We start from the raw sequence: 18208 nt of genomic DNA on the forward strand, positions 1-18208 counted from the left end.
AAAAAAAGCCCTCTTGCGAGGGCTTCACATATAAATAACGCGGTCAGTGCCGGATGAGCGCATTCAGCACGGCGCTGATGCGCTTTCCTAACCCGCGCCGGTTCGCGGCTTCCGACATCATGGTGACATGATCGCCATCGACCAAATTAACCGTTACCGCCGACGCCGGCAAATGCCCCTCCCAGCCGAGTGCCGAGCCGTCACGGCGGTTGTAACCCGCCGGCTTGATGCGCTGCCAGTAGGCTTCCAGATCGTCGTTCAGCAAGCCGGGCATCTCCTCCACCGCTTTAAACAGGTGCAGATTAAGGCCGAGCGGCCGGATGACGCTGGCGCCGACCAGGGTCGCATAGTGATAACGCTTGTGCCATAACGCGGCTTCCTTCAGCGGATCGTCGAGGAAAGTGCTGATGCCCTGGCCGTGCAGCACGGCCAGCGCCTCCTCCACCGACAGCGACTGCAGGCGAGCGAACAGCGCAGTCTCCAGCGTCGGATGTTCCACCTCCAGCCAACTGAGGAACAGCTGCGTCGCATCGCGCATCGCCTGCTGCGGCCGCATGGTGTCGAGCAGGCCCACCAGCGCCACCTCTTCCCCCTCCGCCTGCAGCCGTTCCGCCACCATGTAGGTCAAGATCCCGCCCGAAGAGTAACCGAACAGGTGGTAAGGCCCGCTGGCTTGCGTCTGTCGGATGACACCGGCAACGATCTCCGCCATCGTCTCCATCGTTGCCGGCGGCGCGTCGGTCATCGCTGGCCACGGCACGGCATAAATCGGGAACTCCGCATCGATCTCTTTGGCTATCTCATAAACATAGGAGTGATCGCCATAACCGGTCGGCATGAAGAAGACCGGCAGGCGCTGGCCGCTGCGGCGAGCCGGCAATGCCTTGAGCGGTTTTTCGCCCATGCGCTGCTCGACATGCGCCGCCAGATCCGCCAACACCGGGTGATCAAAGATCGCCTGTACCTGCAGTGCAATTCCCCACTGCTGCGCCAGACTCGCCTGGCGTACCGCCAACAGCGAGTGGCCGCCCAGTTCGAAGAAGTTGTCGTGCCTGCCAATCTGCGGCAGCCCCAGCAGCTCCGCCCACACCTGCGCCAACAGCGTTTCAGTATCGCCGCGCGGCGCTTCGTAGACTTCGCCAGCGGCGGCGGCCATCTCCGGCGCCGGCAGAGCCCGCCGGTCAATCTTGCCGTTTGGCGTCAGCGGCATCGCCGCCAGCCAGACAAAGGCCGCAGGCAGCATATAGTCCGGCAGCTGCGCCGCCAGGTGCTGGCGCAATTCACCGGCCAACCCGTCGCTCGCCACGTCCTCACGCACGCTGATCCAGGCGATCAACCGCGTATCCACACCGACGCAGTGGGCATCGACCACCGCTTCGTTCACCGCAGGGTGCGCCGCCAGGCGCGCCTCGATCTCTCCCATCTCGATGCGGAAGCCGCGAATTTTCACCTGACGATCGTTGCGTCGCTGATACTCGAGATTGCCGTCCGCCCGATAGCGCACCAGGTCGCCGGTGCGATACATTCGCCCACCCGGATTGAACGGATCGTTCAGGAAGCGCTCTGCGGTCAGTTCCGGCCGGTTGAGGTACCCCAGCGCCACGCCGACACCGCCGATATACAGTTCGCCGGTAACGCCCAGCGGCGCCGGTCGGCCGCGCGCATCCAGTACATAGGCGCAGGTGTTGCCGATCGGTTTGCCAATCGGCAAGCGCGTTGCGCCTTGCACATCGACGATCGTCGCCGTCGTCGCGAAGGTGGTCGCCTCCGTCGGGCCATAGGCGTGGATCACCTGTACCGGCCCCGCTTCCTGCAGCAGACGTTCGAAGGCGCGCGGTTCCTCTTTTTCCCCGCCGCAGATCAGATAGCGCAGCTGAGCCAGCGTCGCGCCCATGCTGTACACATACTGATTGAACAACGCGGTCGTCAGGAACAACGTCGTCACGCGATGTTGCGTCAATGCGGCGCTCAAACGCGCTGCATCCATCACGGTTTCCGCCGGGATCACCACCAGTTCGCCGCCGTTCAACAGCGCCGCCCACACCTCCATCGTCGCGGCGTCGAAGGCCGGGTTAGCGGCATAAGCCACCCGTTCGGTCGCATCGAACGCCGCATAACGGTTGTTGATCACCAACCGAGTGATGCCCTGGTGCGGCGTCATCACGCCTTTCGGCAGCCCTGTGGAGCCGGACGTGTACATAATGTACGCCACCTCACCGCTCGATAGCGCCAGCGCCGGGTCGTTCTCGTCACCGCCTGGGACCTCCGGCCGCAGCAGCGGCAAGGTATCCCCATCCATCGCTTCACCGACGATAAGGCGCACGTCGCTGTCCTCCAGGATCCACTGCTGACGTGCCGCCGGCAGTTGCGGGTCGATAGGTACATACACCGCGCCGGCTTTGAAGATCGCCAGTTGCGTCGCCACCAGATCGATGCTGCGCGTCAGACGCGTCGCCACGCGCTCGCCCGGTTGAATGCCGTGAGCGATCAGAGCATGCGCCAACCGATTAGCCTGGGCGTTCAACGCCGCATAGCCGATCCGACGGTCGCCTTGCACGATCGCGACAGCCTGCGGCGCACGCTGCGCCTGGCGTTCAAACAGCTGATGCACGCAAAGCTCTGCCGGATAAGGCGCCGTCGTCTGATTCCATTCCTCCAGCAGCAACCGGCGCTCAGACGGCGGCAGGATCTCCAGCTCGCTCGCCGGCAGGGTCGGCTGACTTTCCAACGCCTGCGCCAATGAGGCCAACGCCTGTTGCATATAGCCGCAGATCCTCGCCGCCGGCACCGGTTCGCTGACCTGCGCCGTCAGCCCCAGAGAGTCGCCGCCATCTTCCACCGACAGGACGAACGGATAGTTGGTGCGCTCCTGCGCGCTCAATAGCGTCATACCTTCCGGCAACACCAGCTCGCTGCCGTTGTTATGGCGATAGTTGAGCAACGCGCTGAACAGCGGCATCCCCGCCGCCACGCCGCTGCAGCGCTGTGCCAGCGCCAGCGGCGCGTGCTCATGATGCAGCAACCCGCTCAGCCGCGCGTGGGTCTGGCGCGCCGCCGTCGCCACATCGTCATCGCCGATGTCGAGGCGCAGCGGCAACGTATTGATAAACAGCCCCATCGCGCGCTCGGCGCCTTCCCCCGCCTGCATCCGCCCCAGCAGCACTGTGCCGAACACCACGCGGTCGTCGCCGCTGGTGCGGGCCAAGACCTGCGCCCAGGCCAAATGGCACAGGCTGGCCAGGCTCACGCCCAGCCGTTTGGCCTGATGCCGCAGACGTTCGTTCAGTGCCTTGTCGATGGGCTGGTGCGCCGTGGTGACGCCCTTGCCGTCGCCGCGCACGTTGCCGAGCCCGAACGGCAGCACCGGCTCTTCGATGTCCGCCAGCATGGTGCGGAAGAAGGTTTCATGCTCTTGCGCGCTGACGCTCAAACGCGCCTGCGCCACCGCATTGCGGAACGGTGGTGCGGCCCTCAGCTCAGCACCTTTGCCGGCGAGGATCGCGGCGATCTCTTCCTCGATCAATGCCGCCGTGGAATGGTCCCCCACCAGATGGTGCCATTGCTGCAGCATCCACCAGCCGCCATCGCTATCTTGCGCCACCACCACGTTCAGCAACGGTGCACGGCTAAGATCCAGGCGCGCATGCTGCGGATCGAAGCGTGCCAGCAGTTGCTCGCCAATCGCCCCCTGCGCCGGATCGAGCGTCAGCTCAGTCCACGGCAGCGCGGCGGCGCGCCAAACGACCTGTACCGGCTCGCGGATCGCCTCACTGATGAACGCCGTGCGCAGAATATCGTGACGATCGATCACCTGTTGCATCGCAGTCCGCCAACGATCCAGACGCTCGCGGTTCTCAAAGCGCAGCAGCGTTGACAACAGGTACGGATCGCCCCGCTCCGCCAACAGGTGGTGGAACAGAATCCCCTCCTGCAACGGCGACAGCGCATAGATATCCTGCACGTTGGCCACGCCGCCCGGCACGCGCGCCACGATGCTGTCGATCTCAACCTGGTCCAGCGAAGCCAGTGGCAACAGCTCAGGCGTAATGCGCTCGCTATCCGGCCGCAGCAGGTTCTCAGGGATCTCGATTTCGCAGCGCGCCTCCAGCGCCTCCGCCAGCGAGGCCAACGTCGGAGCGGTAAACAGCGTCTGCACGTTCGCCGTCAGGCCGCAGCGACGCAGCTCTGCGATCAGTTTCACAGCCAGCAGCGAATGCCCGCCCAGCTCGAAGAAATTGTCGTGTCGGCCGACATTCGGCAGACCGAGCAATTCGCCCCAGATCGCCGCCAACAGGGTTTCCGTCTCTCCCAGAGGCGCTTCATAACCCACGCGCGCAAAGTCGTCGGCCTGCGGCGCCGGCAGCGCGTGGCGATCCACTTTGCCATTCGGGGTCAACGGCAAGTCGGCTAGCATCAGACAGGCCGCCGGCACCATGTAGTCCGGCAGCTGCGCCGCCAAATGCCGCCGCAGCTCGTCTGTCAGCTCGCGGCCCTCGGCCTCGGCTTGCGGAACGATCCAGGCGATCAATGCAGGATGCGCGCCACGCACGTCTACCACCGCTTCGCGCACCGCCGGGTGCGTTTCCAGCAGGACTTCAATCTCGCTGCACTCGATGCGGAAGCCGCGGATCTTCACCTGCTGATCGTTGCGCCCGCAGTAATCGAGGTTGCCGTCCGACAGATAGCGCGCCAAATCGCCGGTGCGATACATGCGGCCCCCCTCGTTGAACGGATCCGCCAGGAAACGCTCGGCCGTGAGATCTTCGCGATTCAGGTACCCCAGCGCCACGCCCACGCCGCCGATATACAGCTCGCCAATCGCGCCCAGCGGCACCGGCTGACGGTGTTCGTCCAGCAGATACACCCGCGTATTGCCGATCGGCCGACCAATCGGCAGACGGTGCCGCCCCGCCGCCACGGTAATGTGCGCCGAGGTGGCGGCAGTGGTGGCTTCCGTCGGGCCGTAGCCATTGATCAGCTGCACCCGGCCGCCCTCCCTCAGCACCCGGGTATAGGCATGAGGATCCGCCGCTTCGCCGCCGCTGATCAAGTATTTCAGCCCCGCCAACGTCGCGGGGATGCTGTGCGCATGCTGATTGAACAGCGAGGTCGGCAGCACCAGCACCGTAATCGCCTGGCGCGTCAGCAAATCGGCGAACGCCGAGGCGTCCAGCAAGACCGCCGGCGGCACCACCACCAGCGCGGCACCGTTCAGCAAAGCACCCCACACTTCCATCGTCGCCGGATCGAACGCCGGGTTGATGGCGAAAGCGATGCGATCCGAGTCGCTGAACTCCGCATAACCGTTATTGATCACCAGTCGGTTGATCCCCTGATGCGGCACCATCACGCCTTTCGGCTTACCGGTTGAGCCGGAGGTGTACATGATGTAGGCCAGATCCAGACTGTCGCTCGCCAATATCGGCGCGCCGGACGGCAGATCCGCGTCGTCGCTGTGAGGCAGACGGGCGACACCGACGCCGATCTGCGCGTCGTCCTCGCCGCCGTTCAGCAGCAGCACCGCGCCGCTGTCGGCGATGATCCAGTTTTGCCGGCCGGCCGGCAGCAGCGGATCAACCGGCACATAGGCCGCGCCGGCTTTTAGGATCGCCAATTGGGCGATCACCAGGGCGGCGCAGCGCTCAAACCGGACCGCCACCCGCTGGCCGGGCTCCACGCCCGCCTTAATCAGGCGCCAGGCCAGCCGATTGGCGCGCTCCGCCAACTGCTCATAGCGGATAAGCTGCTCGCCATCGATCAACGCCGTCGCCTGCGGCGTGCGCCGCGCCTGCTCGTCGAACAGCTGATGCACGCACGCCTGCGCCGGATACGCCCGTTCGGTGCGGTTCCACTCGTGCAGCAGCAGCTGGCGTTCGGCCGCAGGCAACAGATCGACGCGCGCCGCCGGCTGGTCAAGATCCGCCGCCATCGCTCGCAGCGCCTGCTGCAGATACGCGCCGTAGCGCGCCGCCGTGTCGCGATCGAACAAGGCGCTGGCGTAATTCAACGAGCCGACAATGCCGCTGCCGCTTTCCGCCAACTCAAGCGTCATGTCGAATTTCGCGACGTCATAGTTCAGCCCCGCATCCGTCGTTTGCAGGCCCGGCAATGCGATATCGCGCACCGAGCCGTCCTGCCAGGCCAGCATCACCTGGAACAGCGGCGTCGCGTCCAGCTGGCGCGGCGGATTGACCACCTCCACCACCTGTTCAAACGGCAAATCGCCGTTTTCCCGCGCCGCCAATACCGTCTCGCGCACGCGTTCGAGCAAGATTTTCAGCGTCGGCTCACCGCGCAGATCGACATGCATCGCCAGCGTGCTAACGAAGAAGCCGGCCAGCGGTTCGATTTCCAGCCTGCTGCGGTTGGCCTCCGGGGTGCCAATCACCACCTGCGGTTGGCCGGCCATGCGGGACAACACCAAACTCCAGGCGGCCAGCACCGTCATGAACAGCGTGCCGCCGTATTGGCGGCTCAACCGCCGCAGCGCGTCGGTGAGCGCCGCGTCGATAACCAGAGGCACCTCGCCGCCGGCGAACGACTGCATCGCCGGACGTGGCCGATCGGTCGGCAGCGTCAGCAGCGCCGGCACATCGCCCAGCGTCTGGCGCCAGAACGCCGCCTGCTCGGCCAACCGTTCCTGCGTCAGCCACTGGCGCTGCCAAACGGCATAATCGACATAGTGCACCGCCAGCGGCGGCAGCGGAGACGGTTCACCGCGTTGGAAGGCACCATACAGTACGCTCAACTCCCGCATCAGAATCCCGGTAGACCAGCCGTCGGAAACGATATGGTGGCAGGTCAGAAGGAACAGATGCCGCCGCTCGCTCACTTGCAGCAAGCAGGCCCGCACCAGCGGCCCCCGTTCCAGATCGAACGGCGCTTTCATCGCCGTTTCGGCCAACGCGTGCAAACGTTGCTCCGCATGACGCTCGCCGCGCAAGTCGTGATGTGCCAGCGGCATGGCCGCCTCCGGCAAGATCCGCACCTGAGGTTGCCCATCCTGGCAAACAAACACGCTGCGCAAGGCTTCGTGGCGGGCATACAGCGCGTCGAGGCTGCGTTGGAACGCCGGCGCATCCAGGTCGCCGTCAAGGCGCAACGCCAGCGGGATATGGTAAGTCTCGCCGATCCCACCCATTTGGCTCAGGAACCACAGCCGCTGCTGGGCAAACGACAACGGCAATGCGTCGTGACGTGGGGTCGGCACGATGGCCGTCGGCTGCGCCGCCCCCTCCCGTTCCAGCCACTGCGCCAACGCCTGCAACACCGGCGCGGCGAACAGCGCCGACAGCGGCAGCCGCCAGCCGGCCTGCTGCACCCGATTGGCCAACTGTACCGCCAACAGCGAATGTCCGCCCAGGGCGAAGAAATCATCATGACGCCCGACGCGTTCAACATTCAGCAACTGACGCCAGATGGACGCCAGCAGGCGTTCTCGTTCATTGGCCGGCGCTTCATAAACGGCGCGCGCGGCGGCCCCCAGCTCAGGCGCCAGCAGCGCGCGTTTGTCCAGTTTGCCGTTGGTGGTCAGCGGCAACGCGTCCAGCCACACAAAGGCCGTCGGCACCATATAGTCCGGCAGGCGGCCGGCCAGATGCTGGCGCAGCCGCAGCGCCAGCGTTTCCCGATCTCCCCCTTCGCCCGGCACCGCCCAGGCCACCAAACGTTTGTCGCCGCCGTTGTCCTGCCAGGCGTCAACCGTCACGCTGCGGACCTCAGGATGCTCCAGCAGCGCCGCCTCCACCTCACCGCACTCAATGCGGAAACCGCGAATTTTCACCTGCTGGTCGTTGCGCCCCAGATACTCCAGCTCACCGTTCGGCAGATAGCGCGCCAGATCGCCGGCACGATACATCCGTTCTCCCGCCACGAAAGGATCGTCGAGGAAACGTTGCGCATTCAGCTCCGGCCGATTCAGATAGCCGCGCGCCACGCCCAGCCCGCCGACATACAGCTCACCCACTGCGCCCTGCGCCACCGGCTGACCGTGTTCGTCAAGCAGATACAGGCGCAGATCCGGGATGCGGCGGCCGATCGGGCTGCCGCTGCCGGTGATGTCCGCCGGAGACATTTCCCGGTAGGTGACGTGCACCGTCGTTTCCGTTATGCCGTACATATTGATTAACCGCGGCGCGTCCGGCCGATTACGGGCATACCACGGCGCCAGATCGGCCGGATTCAGCATTTCGCCGCCGAAGACGATGTAGCGCAGCCGATGCGGCGTGTCGTCCTGAGCCTGAATGAACGCTTTAAAGGCGCTTGGCGTCTGATTCAGCACTGTCACGCCCTGGTGACAAACCAGCTGATAGAACGCGGGGGCGGAGCGCGCCGTTTCCTGCGGCACGATCACCAACCGGCCGCCGTGGCGCCACGCGCCCCAGATTTCCCATACCGAGAAATCGAAGGCGAACGAGTGGAACAGACACCAGACATCCCCGGCGTCAAAGCCGAACCCGGCGTCGGTCGCGGTAAACAGGCGCTCAACCTGACGGTGTTCCACCATCACGCCTTTCGGCTTACCGGTCGATCCGGAGGTATAGATCACATAGGCCAGATTGGCCGCCGTCAGCCCCGCAACCTGCGGATTGGCGGCCTCAGCACCCCAGTCCTCCTCGAGCGCCATCGTCGGCACATCGGCCCCGCTCAGCGCCGAGCGCCCTGCGGCGTCGGCCAGCAGCAACACCGGCTGGGCATCGTGTAAAATGTACTCCAAACGTTCGCCGGTATAAGCCGGATCGAGCGGCACATAGGCGCCGCCCGCTTTCAGGATCGCCAGCAATCCGACCAGCATCGGCGTGCCGCGCTCCGCACACAGCGCCACCAGACGATCGGGCCCGACGCCGCGCGCGATCAACACCTGCGCCAACGCGTTGGCTCGTTCATTGAGCGCCCGATAGCTGAGGCGTTCTTCTCCGCACACCGCGGCGATCGCCTCTGGCGTGCGCAGCGCCAGCCGCTCCAAGTGATGGTGCGGGCAGAGATCCGCCTGCGGTTCGTCCGGTGTCCGGTTCCAGCCATGCAACAACCGCTGTCGTTCGTTCTGCGGCAACAGCGCAAGCTGCGAAACCGGCTGCGGCGCCGCCAACGCGATGCTTTGCAACACCTGACGCAGATAGATCCCGTAGCGCTCGGCGGTTTCACGATCGAACAGCGCCGTGGCGTAATACAGCGAACCGGCGATCTCTTCGCCGATCTCGGTCAGATCCAGCGTCATGTCATATTTCGCCGCGGCATAGCCGGCATCGATCGCTTCCGCCTGCAGCCCCGGCAGGCCGATGTCGTGCACCGAACCGTCCTGCCAGCTCAGCATCACCTGGAACAGCGGAGTATGGCCGCGATGACGCGGCGGGTTCACCTGTTCAACCACCTGCTCGAAAGGCAGATCGCCATGATCGCGCGCCGCCAGCAGCGTATCGCGCACGCGCAGCGCCAACGTCGGCAAATCCGGATCGTCGGACAGATCGATGCGCAGCGCCAGGGTGCTGACGAAGAAGCCGATCATCGGTTCCGTTTCCAGCCGGCGGCGGTTGGCCTCCGGCGTGCCGATCACCAGATCGCGCTGCCCCGACAAGCGGGACAGCACGACGCTCCACGCCGTCAGCAGCGTGATGAACAGCGTGCACCCCTGACGCAGGCTGAATTGCCTCAGCGCCGCGGTCAGCTCGGCATCGAGCGAGATCGCCACCCGATCCCCGGCGAATGACTGCACCGCCGGGCGCGGGCGGTCGGTCGGCAGCGTCAACAGCGCCGGCGCATCGCCCAGCGTCTGGCGCCAATAATCGGCCTGCTTCGACAACCGCGCCGGCTGCAGCCATTGCCGCTGCCAGTGGGCGTAATCCGCGTACTGCAACGCCAGCGGCGGCAGCGGCGACGGTTCGTCGCGACACAACGCGCCGTACAGCGCGCCCAGCTCCCGCAGCAGGATGCCGTTCGACCAGCCATCGGAAATGATGTGGTGGCAGGTCAGCGCGAACAGCTGTTCATCGTCGCTCAGCCGGATGAGGCAGGTGCGCAGCAGCGGGCCGCCGGCCAGATCGAAGGGCGCCGCGACCTCTTCCCGCATCAACGCGGCGGCGCGCGCCTGCGCATCCGCGACGCCGCGCAGATCGTGGATCGTCAGCGGCAAACCGGCGACCGGCAAAATGAGCGCCTGCGGCTGGCCGTCGCGGCTGATGAAAACAGTGCGCAACGCGTCGTGGCGCGCATAAAGCGCGTCGAGGCTGCTCTGCCAGGCGGCCAGATTCAGCGGTCCACGCAACCGCAGCGCCAGCGGCATGTGGTAAATTTCGCTCATGCCGTCCAGCTGGGTCAGGAACCACAGGCGCTGCTGAGCGAACGACAGCGGTAAGGCCGCATCGCGCGGCGCAGGCAGAATCGGCGGCAGGCTTTCCGCCTGCGTGATCTGGCGCGCCAGCGCCTGCAGAACCGGGTTGGCGAACAGCGCCTGCAGCGACAGCGGCAACCCGCTTTGCTGCAGGCGGTTAGCCAAACGCACCGCCAACAACGAATGGCCACCCAGGGCGAAGAAGCTGTCGTTGCGGCCAACCTGAACCACGCCCAGCAGTTCTTCCCACAGCACCGCCAGACGCTGCTCAACGTCCCCCTGCGGCGCCTCGTAAGCTTCACGACGATAGGCCTCGCCCGACGGGTCGGGCAATGCGCGGCGATCGAGCTTGCCGTTTGGCGACAGGGGCAGCCTCTCCAGCAGCACGCAGGCGGCCGGTACCATGTAATCCGGCAGTTTGTCGGCCAGATGCCGACGCAGCGTCTCCGCCAGCGACGCCTCCTCGGCGCCCTGCTGCGGCACCACCCAGGCGATCAGGCGTTTTTCACCGCCGTCGCCGCCGCGCGCATCCACCACGGCTTCGCGCACCTGAGGATGCGCGGCCAGCGCCGCCTCTATCTCGCCGCATTCGATACGGAAACCGCGGATCTTCACCTGCTGATCGTTGCGGCCCAGATACTCGATATTGCCGTCCGGCAGGTAGCGAGCCACGTCGCCGGTGCGGTACATGCGGCCGCCGTGACCGGCATCGAACGGATCGGCCAGGAAGCGCTCCGCCGTCAGTTCAGGCCGGTTGAAATAGCCGCGCGCTACCTGGATGCCGCCGATATACAGCTCGCCAACCGCCCCCAGCGGCACCGGCTGCCCTTGTTCATCAAGCAAATAGATCCGCGTATTGGCCACCGGCCGCCCAATGGGCACCGACACCAGCCCGGGTTGGCGGGTGCAGTGCCATGCGGTCACGTCCACCGCCGCTTCGGTCGGACCATAGAGGTTATGCAACTCGACATGCGGCATCTGACGGTAGAACTCCGCCACCAGCGAGGCGGGCAGCGCCTCGCCGCTGCACATGACGCGCGCCACCTGCCCACAGCGGCGGCTCGCGCCTCCATACAGCAGAAAGCTTTGCAGCATCGACGGCACAAAGTGCAGCGTTGTCACGCCATACTGTTCAATGGCGCGGCTCAGGTACTCCGGATCCTTGTGGCCTTCCGGGCGCGCCATCGCCAGACGTGCGCCATACATCAACGGCCAGAAGAATTCCCACACCGAGACGTCGAAGCCGAACGGCGTTTTCTGCAGCACCGTATCCGCCGGCGTCAATCCATAAGCCTCCTGCATCCAGATCAGGCGGTTAACGATGCCGCGATGCTCATTCATCGCGCCTTTCGGTTTTCCGGTCGAGCCGGAGGTATAAATCACGTAGGCCAAATGATTGGGCTGCGCGCGCGGCGCCGGGTTATCGGCTTTCAGATCGTCCGGCAACGGTTCTTCCAGCGCCAGTAGCGGCACCGCGTGTTCGCCCAGCGCCGCGCGGCCGGCGGCGTCCGCCAGCAGCAGCACCGGATCGGCGTCCTGCAGGATATATTGCAGACGTTCGCCCGGATAAGCCGGATCCAGCGGTACATAGGCGCCGCCGGCCTTGAGGATACCGAACAATGCCGCCACCATCGCCAGACTGCGCTCGGCGCATACCGCCACGCGGCAATCCGGCCCGACGCCGCGCTGTATCAGCGCGTGCGCCAGGCGATTGGCCTGCGCATTCAGTTGGGCGTAGCTCAGTTCGGCGTCGCCGCAGACCAGCGCCACGGCGTCCGGCGTGCGGCGCACCTGCGCTTCAAACAACGCATGCAGGCAGACATCCTGCGGGTAAGGCTGCGCCGTTGCGTTCCAGCCGTTGATCAGCAAAGCGTACTCGTCGTCCGGCAAAATCGACAGTTCACGCACCGGCATTTCTGGCGTGTGTTCCAGCGCATTCACCAGAGCGGTCAATGCCTGTTGCATATAGCGGCACACCCGCGCGGCTTCGATAGGCTCGATGACCTGCGCCGTCAACGCCAGCGAGTCCATGCCGTCGTCCACCGACAGCACGAACGGATAGTTGGTGCGTTCGTCCGCGCCGATCAGACTGACCCCTTCCGGCAGCGCCAATTCTTCCCCGTCGTTGTGACGGTAGTTCAGCAGCGCACTGAACAGCGGTGCGCCGCTGTTCACGCCGCTGCAGCGCTGCGCCAACGCCAGCGAGGCGTGCTCATGCGCCAGCAAGCCGCTCAGGCGCGCATGCGCCTGCCGCACCGACGCCTCAACGCTGCGCCCGTCCATATCCAGCCGCAGCGGCAGCGTATTGATGAATAGCCCCAGAGCCCGGTCGGCGCCTTCGCCCGACTCCATGCGGCCCAGCAGCACCGTGCCGAACACCACGGCATCACGCCCACTGGTGCGCGCCAGCACCTGCGCCCAGGCCAGATGGCACAGGCTGGCCAGGCTGACGCCCAATCGCTTCGCCTGTCGACGCAGGCCAGCATTCAGCGCAGGCGCCAACGCCAGACGGCCGGTATTGGCGCACTGTCCGTCGCCGTGTACGTTGCCGAGCCCGAACGGCAGCACCGGTTCGTCGATATCCGCCAGCATGCCGCAGAAGAAACGCTCATGTTCCTGTTCGCTGAGCCCCAAACGCGCTTGCGCCACCGCATTGCGGAACGGCTGCGCGCAGGCCAGCGTATCGCCGCGTCCGGCCAGAATGGCGTTAACTTCTTCTCCCATCATCGCCAGCGTCGAGTGGTCGCCAATCAGGTGGTGCCACTGCTGCAAGACGTACCAGCTGCCGTCGCTCTCTTCGGCGATAACGTAATACAGCAGCGGCGCACGCGTCAGATCCTGCCGGATCCGCCGGGGATCGAAACGCGCTTCCAGCTGACGGCCGATCGGCCCCTCGGCCGGATCCAGCGCCAGCTCGATCACCGCTAAACGCGCCCGACGCCAGACAACCTGTACCGGCTCGGACAACCCCGCGCCGACAAAAGCCGTGCGCAAAATGTCATGACGATCCACCACCTGCTGCATCGCCGCCAGCCAGCGATCGAAACGCGCCCGGCTGTCGAAACGCAGCAATGCCGATAACAGGTAGGGATCGCCCTCTTCCGCCAGCATATGGTGGAACAAGATGCCTTCCTGCAACGGGGAGAGGGCGTAGATATCCTGTACGTTGTCGATGCCGCCCTCCACGCCGTCGACGATCTGATCGATCTCCGCCTGAGTCAGATCGGCCAGCGGCAACATCTGCGGCGTGATTGCGCGGCAACCCGGCGCAATCCGATTTTCCGGCACCTTAATCCGCTGCTGCGACACCAGCGTTTGCGCCAGAGCCGACAGCGTTGGCGTGGAGAACAGCGCCTGAACGCTCGCCGACAGCCCGACCTGGCGCAGCTGCGCCATCAGCTTCACCGCCAGCAGCGAATGACCGCCCAACTCGAAGAAGTTGTCATGACGCCCCACGCGTTCAACGCTCAGCAACCCCTGCCAGATCTGAGCCAGCAGCGTTTCGGTTTCCCCCTGCGGCTCGACATAGTTTTCACGCATGGCGGCATCCGGTGCCGGCAGCGCGCGCCGATCCAGTTTGCCGTTCGGCGACAGTGGCAACGCCTCCAGCCACACAAAGGCCGTCGGCACCATATAATCCGGCAGCGCTGCAGCGAGCGCCCGGCGCAGCGTCTGCGCCAGCGCCTCGCGTTCCGCTTCCGGCTGCGGCACGACCCAGGCCACCAGACGTTTGTCGCCTTCGCCATCAGTGAGCGCATCCACCACCGCGTCGCGCACGGCGGCATGCATAGCCAGCTGCGATTCGATTTCACCGCATTCAATGCGGAAGCCGCGAATTTTTACCTGCAGATCGTTGCGGCCCAGATACTCCAGGCTGCCGTCCGGCATATAGCGCGCCAGATCGCCGGTGCGGTACATGCGGCCACCCGGCGCGAAAGGATCGGCCAGGAAACGCTCCGCCGTCAGCGCCGGCAGGTTCAGGTAGCCGCGCGCCACCTGCGCGCCGCCGATATACAGCTCACCCACGGCGCCCAGCGGCACCGGCTGGCCATATTCATCCAGCAAGTACACCCGGCCGTTGGCGATAGGCCGGCCGATTGACGGCATCGCCGCACCGACCGCCGGCTCGCCCGACGTCGCTACCACGGTCGTCTCCGTCGGCCCATAGTTATTCACAATGGTTACGCCAGGCGGCGCCTGCAGCGGCCAGCGGCGAATACTGTCGCCGCCGATCAGCAGCATCCGCAGATCGGCTGGCATTTCGCCCATCAGTGCGATCTCAGCCAGCGGCGTCACCATAAACCCGACCTGCACACCGCTGCCGCGCCACCATTGCAGCAGCGCTTCGCCATTGCCCGCCGCCTCTGCCGGCGGCAGCAGCAGCGTCGCCCCCTGCGTCAACGTCGGCCAGATTTCCCAAACACTGGCGTCAAAACCCAACCCCGCCATGCTGGTCGTTCGCTCGCCAGCCTGCAAACCGGTCGCTTCGCAGTGCCACATGATCAGGTTGATCAGGTGCGCCTGCTCCACCATTACCCCTTTCGGTTTGCCGGTCGAGCCTGAGGTGTAAACCACATACGCCAGGCTGCCTGGCTGCGCGCGCGGCGGCAGGTCGTGATCCTGCTCTGGCAGTGCGTCTTCCAGCGCCAACAACGGCGCTGCCACCGCCCCCAGCGCGGCGCGGCCGATACTATCCGCCAACAGCAGCGCCGGCGCGCAGTCCTGCACGATATAGTGCAGACGCTCAGCGGGATAAGCCGGATCCAGCGGCACATAGGCTCCGCCGGCTTTCAGGATCGCCAGCAGTGCGACGATCATCTCCGGGCTGCGCACGGCGCAGACCGCTACGCGGCTTTCCGGCCCTACGCCGCGTGCCGTCAGGTAATGCGCCAGCCGGTTGGCGCGCGCGTTCAATTCCGCATAGCTCAGCGACATCTCCCCCTGAGACAGCGCCGGCGCCGTTGGTGTACGCCGCACCTGCGCTTCAAACAGGGCCGACACGCTCGACGCCGGCGGGAAAGCCCGGCGGGTGCGGTTGAGCTGGTTGAGCAATAGTTCTCGCTCCGCCTGGTTCAGTAAACGTTCGCCGCGCACCGGCGCATTCGGCGCCGCGGCGGCCTGCCGGAGCAGCAACAGCAGATGCTGCGCGGCACGCAGCATTTGCTCGTCCCCCACCACGGCGCTGTCGTACACCCAACGGAAAGCGCCGTTGCTTTCATTGATTTGCAGCACCGCCCGGGCACCGGAGCGTTTAACCGCCGCTGCGCCCTCCTGGGTTTCGTCGAACCCCGGCGCGGTGTCGCGACCCAATAGCGCCACAACGGTTGACCAGGCGCGCGAACGCGTGTCCAGGCCGAGCAATGCCGGATGGTAGGCCCGGCGCGCGCGCGCCTGCTGCCATTCGCGTCGCATCTGCGCCTGCGCCTCGGCGAAGCCCTGCATCGGATTCAGCGAGATCTGCAGCGGCAGTGTCCAGACCTGGCCCAGTTCGCCGATGACGTCGTCCGTCGCGTTCAGCCAGCCAAGTTGGAAATCACTTTCGCCGCCCATCAATCCCAGATACAACGCCAGCCCGGTCAACACCGCGTCAACCTCGATCTTGCCCGCGTGTTGCCAGGCCGTAGCCTGCCATACCGGCTGGGCTTCGCGCTGCCAGGCTACCGGGAACGCCGCCGGGGCAAACTGCGCCAATCGCGGTTGCCAGAAGGCCGCATGGAGCCCGCCGGCCGCCTGCATCTCCTCCAGCCGTTTCGCCTGCGAAGGGCCAAGCAATGGCAACCGCTCGCCCACCGCCAGGCCGCGCAGCTGCGCCAGCGCTTCCCCCGGCGCCAGCTCGCCCTCGGCGGTGAACCAGCTCCCGATCCGCACCGTCCCTTCCGCCGTGGCGATATTCCAGCCCGCATCGTCGACGCTGAGCAGCGTACCGGGCGCCGCATCGCCGGCGTCATGCAGCATTTCCAGGCGTCCAACGCCCAGCGCCCGGTCGGCCAGCAGGATTTTCAACGCGCAATCGCCCGACGGATGGTCGAGTGACGTCGCGAGGCGCACCAGTTCAGCGGCAGGACGATCCCAGCGGATGAAGCCGGCTGCCGGCGGCAGTCGGCGAAGATCGTAGAAACTGCCGCTGACGTCCGTTTCAGGCTGCGCATGAAGCTGTTGCATCACCTGAGCGATGCTGCCCTCAGGCTGCTCACATAGGCTCCGCAGAATAAACTGGAAACGCCGCTGTAAACTCTCAAGCTGGCTTAATGAATGGGCATGCGGCGCATCGGCAAACATGACGTCCAACTCCTGCGCCTGCTGATCTTCGTAAAACAGAATTTGCATATCGCTGACGGCGATGTTGCCGCCGTAATACCAGCGTGTCTTACATCCCAAAAACGGATCGCCATGATCAAAGGAAACGATATTAATGGCGGGGCCAAACCAGGATGAGCTCATGGTGCTGCGATCGCGACGAATGTCTTCACCACGATATAATTGCCGGCGAATCACTTTGGCTATTTCCGCCGCGACCTGTTGTGCGAAATCAGCCAGATGACTTTCAGGGTTAATGGTTAAAATCAGTGGCACCACATTCGCGGTCATGCCAATACTGTTTCGCTCTCGCGTACCGGTCACCGGCAGGCTGAAATTCAACAAGGTCTGACCAGTAATACTGTGGAAACATAACGCGACGGCCGTCGCCAATATATGAGCGCGATGCACGCCGGCTTTTTCCGCCCCCCGATCAATCGCCGCTATCTCATTTATTTTTAATGTGTGACTGCTGATTTGCATGGACGAATAAGGGACGAGTTTCTCCTGACGCGTCAGGCTATGAGGCGCGGCGAGCGTATAACCCTGCCAGAACTGTTTATCGGTAGTGAAGCGGGAAGAATCGCGGTACTGCAAGTCGTGTTCATAAAGCCGGGTAAAACTGCAATTGCTGAATTCAGGAATGTTTTTTTTCTCAGCTAATGCGTTGTAATACAGCGCGATACGACGCATGAACTCTTCGGCGCTGCGGCCATCCACCAACATATGGTGAAAACGTCGGTAGAGGATATAGTTGCCCGGTGCCAACGTCAGTAAGGCAAAACCGAACAGGTCCTGATCCAGCGCGGAGATCACACGATCGGCATCTTGCCGCATCCAGCGCTGCGCCGCCAGCTCAGGGTATTCCTGGCTGCTGAAGTCATGCACGGAAAGCGGATCATGACTGCGCACCGCACGGTATTGATAAAGCTCGCCGTCTTGTTCGGTGAAATGGGCCTGCATCGCCGGCGTTTCTTCAATGATCGCGTCTATCGCCTGGCGCAGCAGGGCTATCTGCAACGGCCCTTGTATTGTGCCGTATCCCCACATATTGAACGGCAAGCCTTCAGACATGCTGGCGCTCAGCCAAAGCTCGCGCTGAGCGGTGGTAATTTCATGCAGCTCAACTTTCTCCGTTGCGGCCTGAGACCCTGCACGGAATTCCCCACTCTTCACATCAGTTTGTTTGTTCATAATATTCTCTAGCACGTTTTCATTACGTTAATGAAAGGGACCGTCCGGATTTAGGCAAAACCTGGCCGCCCGACAGTTCAAGTCAGAATAAAAAAACCGTAGAAAAGCTGGGTCTCCCCCAACTAAGAAAGGATAAAATGGCTAATCCAGAGGTCCCCCCTGTGCCTCAATTTGCTGAGCTGTGAAGTATAGGAGAGGATATTTTTTTTGGCGAAACGTGCGAAAGGGAATAAATGACCATTTTATTTCCCCGATATTACTCAGGGATGACGAGGGTATTGAACTTGTATTAACCTGAGATGATTAGAGAATAATTAATATTTTTTGTATTATTCATCGATGTTAATATGCAGCAATTCTTACGATAAGAGCCTCTCCATATCAATAAGT

General features: G+C 64.2%; 1 protein-coding gene. It reads right to left on the bottom strand.

The annotated features are described in order from the left end of the window. Nucleotides 1-43: 43 nt before the first annotated feature. The gene (locus tag SERRSCBI_RS21180; protein ID WP_049866712.1) at nt 44-17818 is read right to left on the bottom strand and encodes a non-ribosomal peptide synthetase; all 17775 of its coding nucleotides are present in this window, start codon (nt 17816-17818) and stop codon (nt 44-46) included. Nucleotides 17819-18208: the final 390 nt, after the last annotated feature.

The sequence above is a fragment of the Serratia sp. SCBI genome (assembly GCF_000747565.1).
Classification (GTDB): domain Bacteria; phylum Pseudomonadota; class Gammaproteobacteria; order Enterobacterales; family Enterobacteriaceae; genus Serratia; species Serratia ureilytica.

Bases quoted from the DNA above. Each gene is read 5' to 3' on its own strand.
- SERRSCBI_RS21180 (WP_049866712.1), bottom strand. From the start codon at position 17,818: ATGAACAAACAAACTGATGTGAAGAGTGGGGAATTCCGTGCAGGGTCT.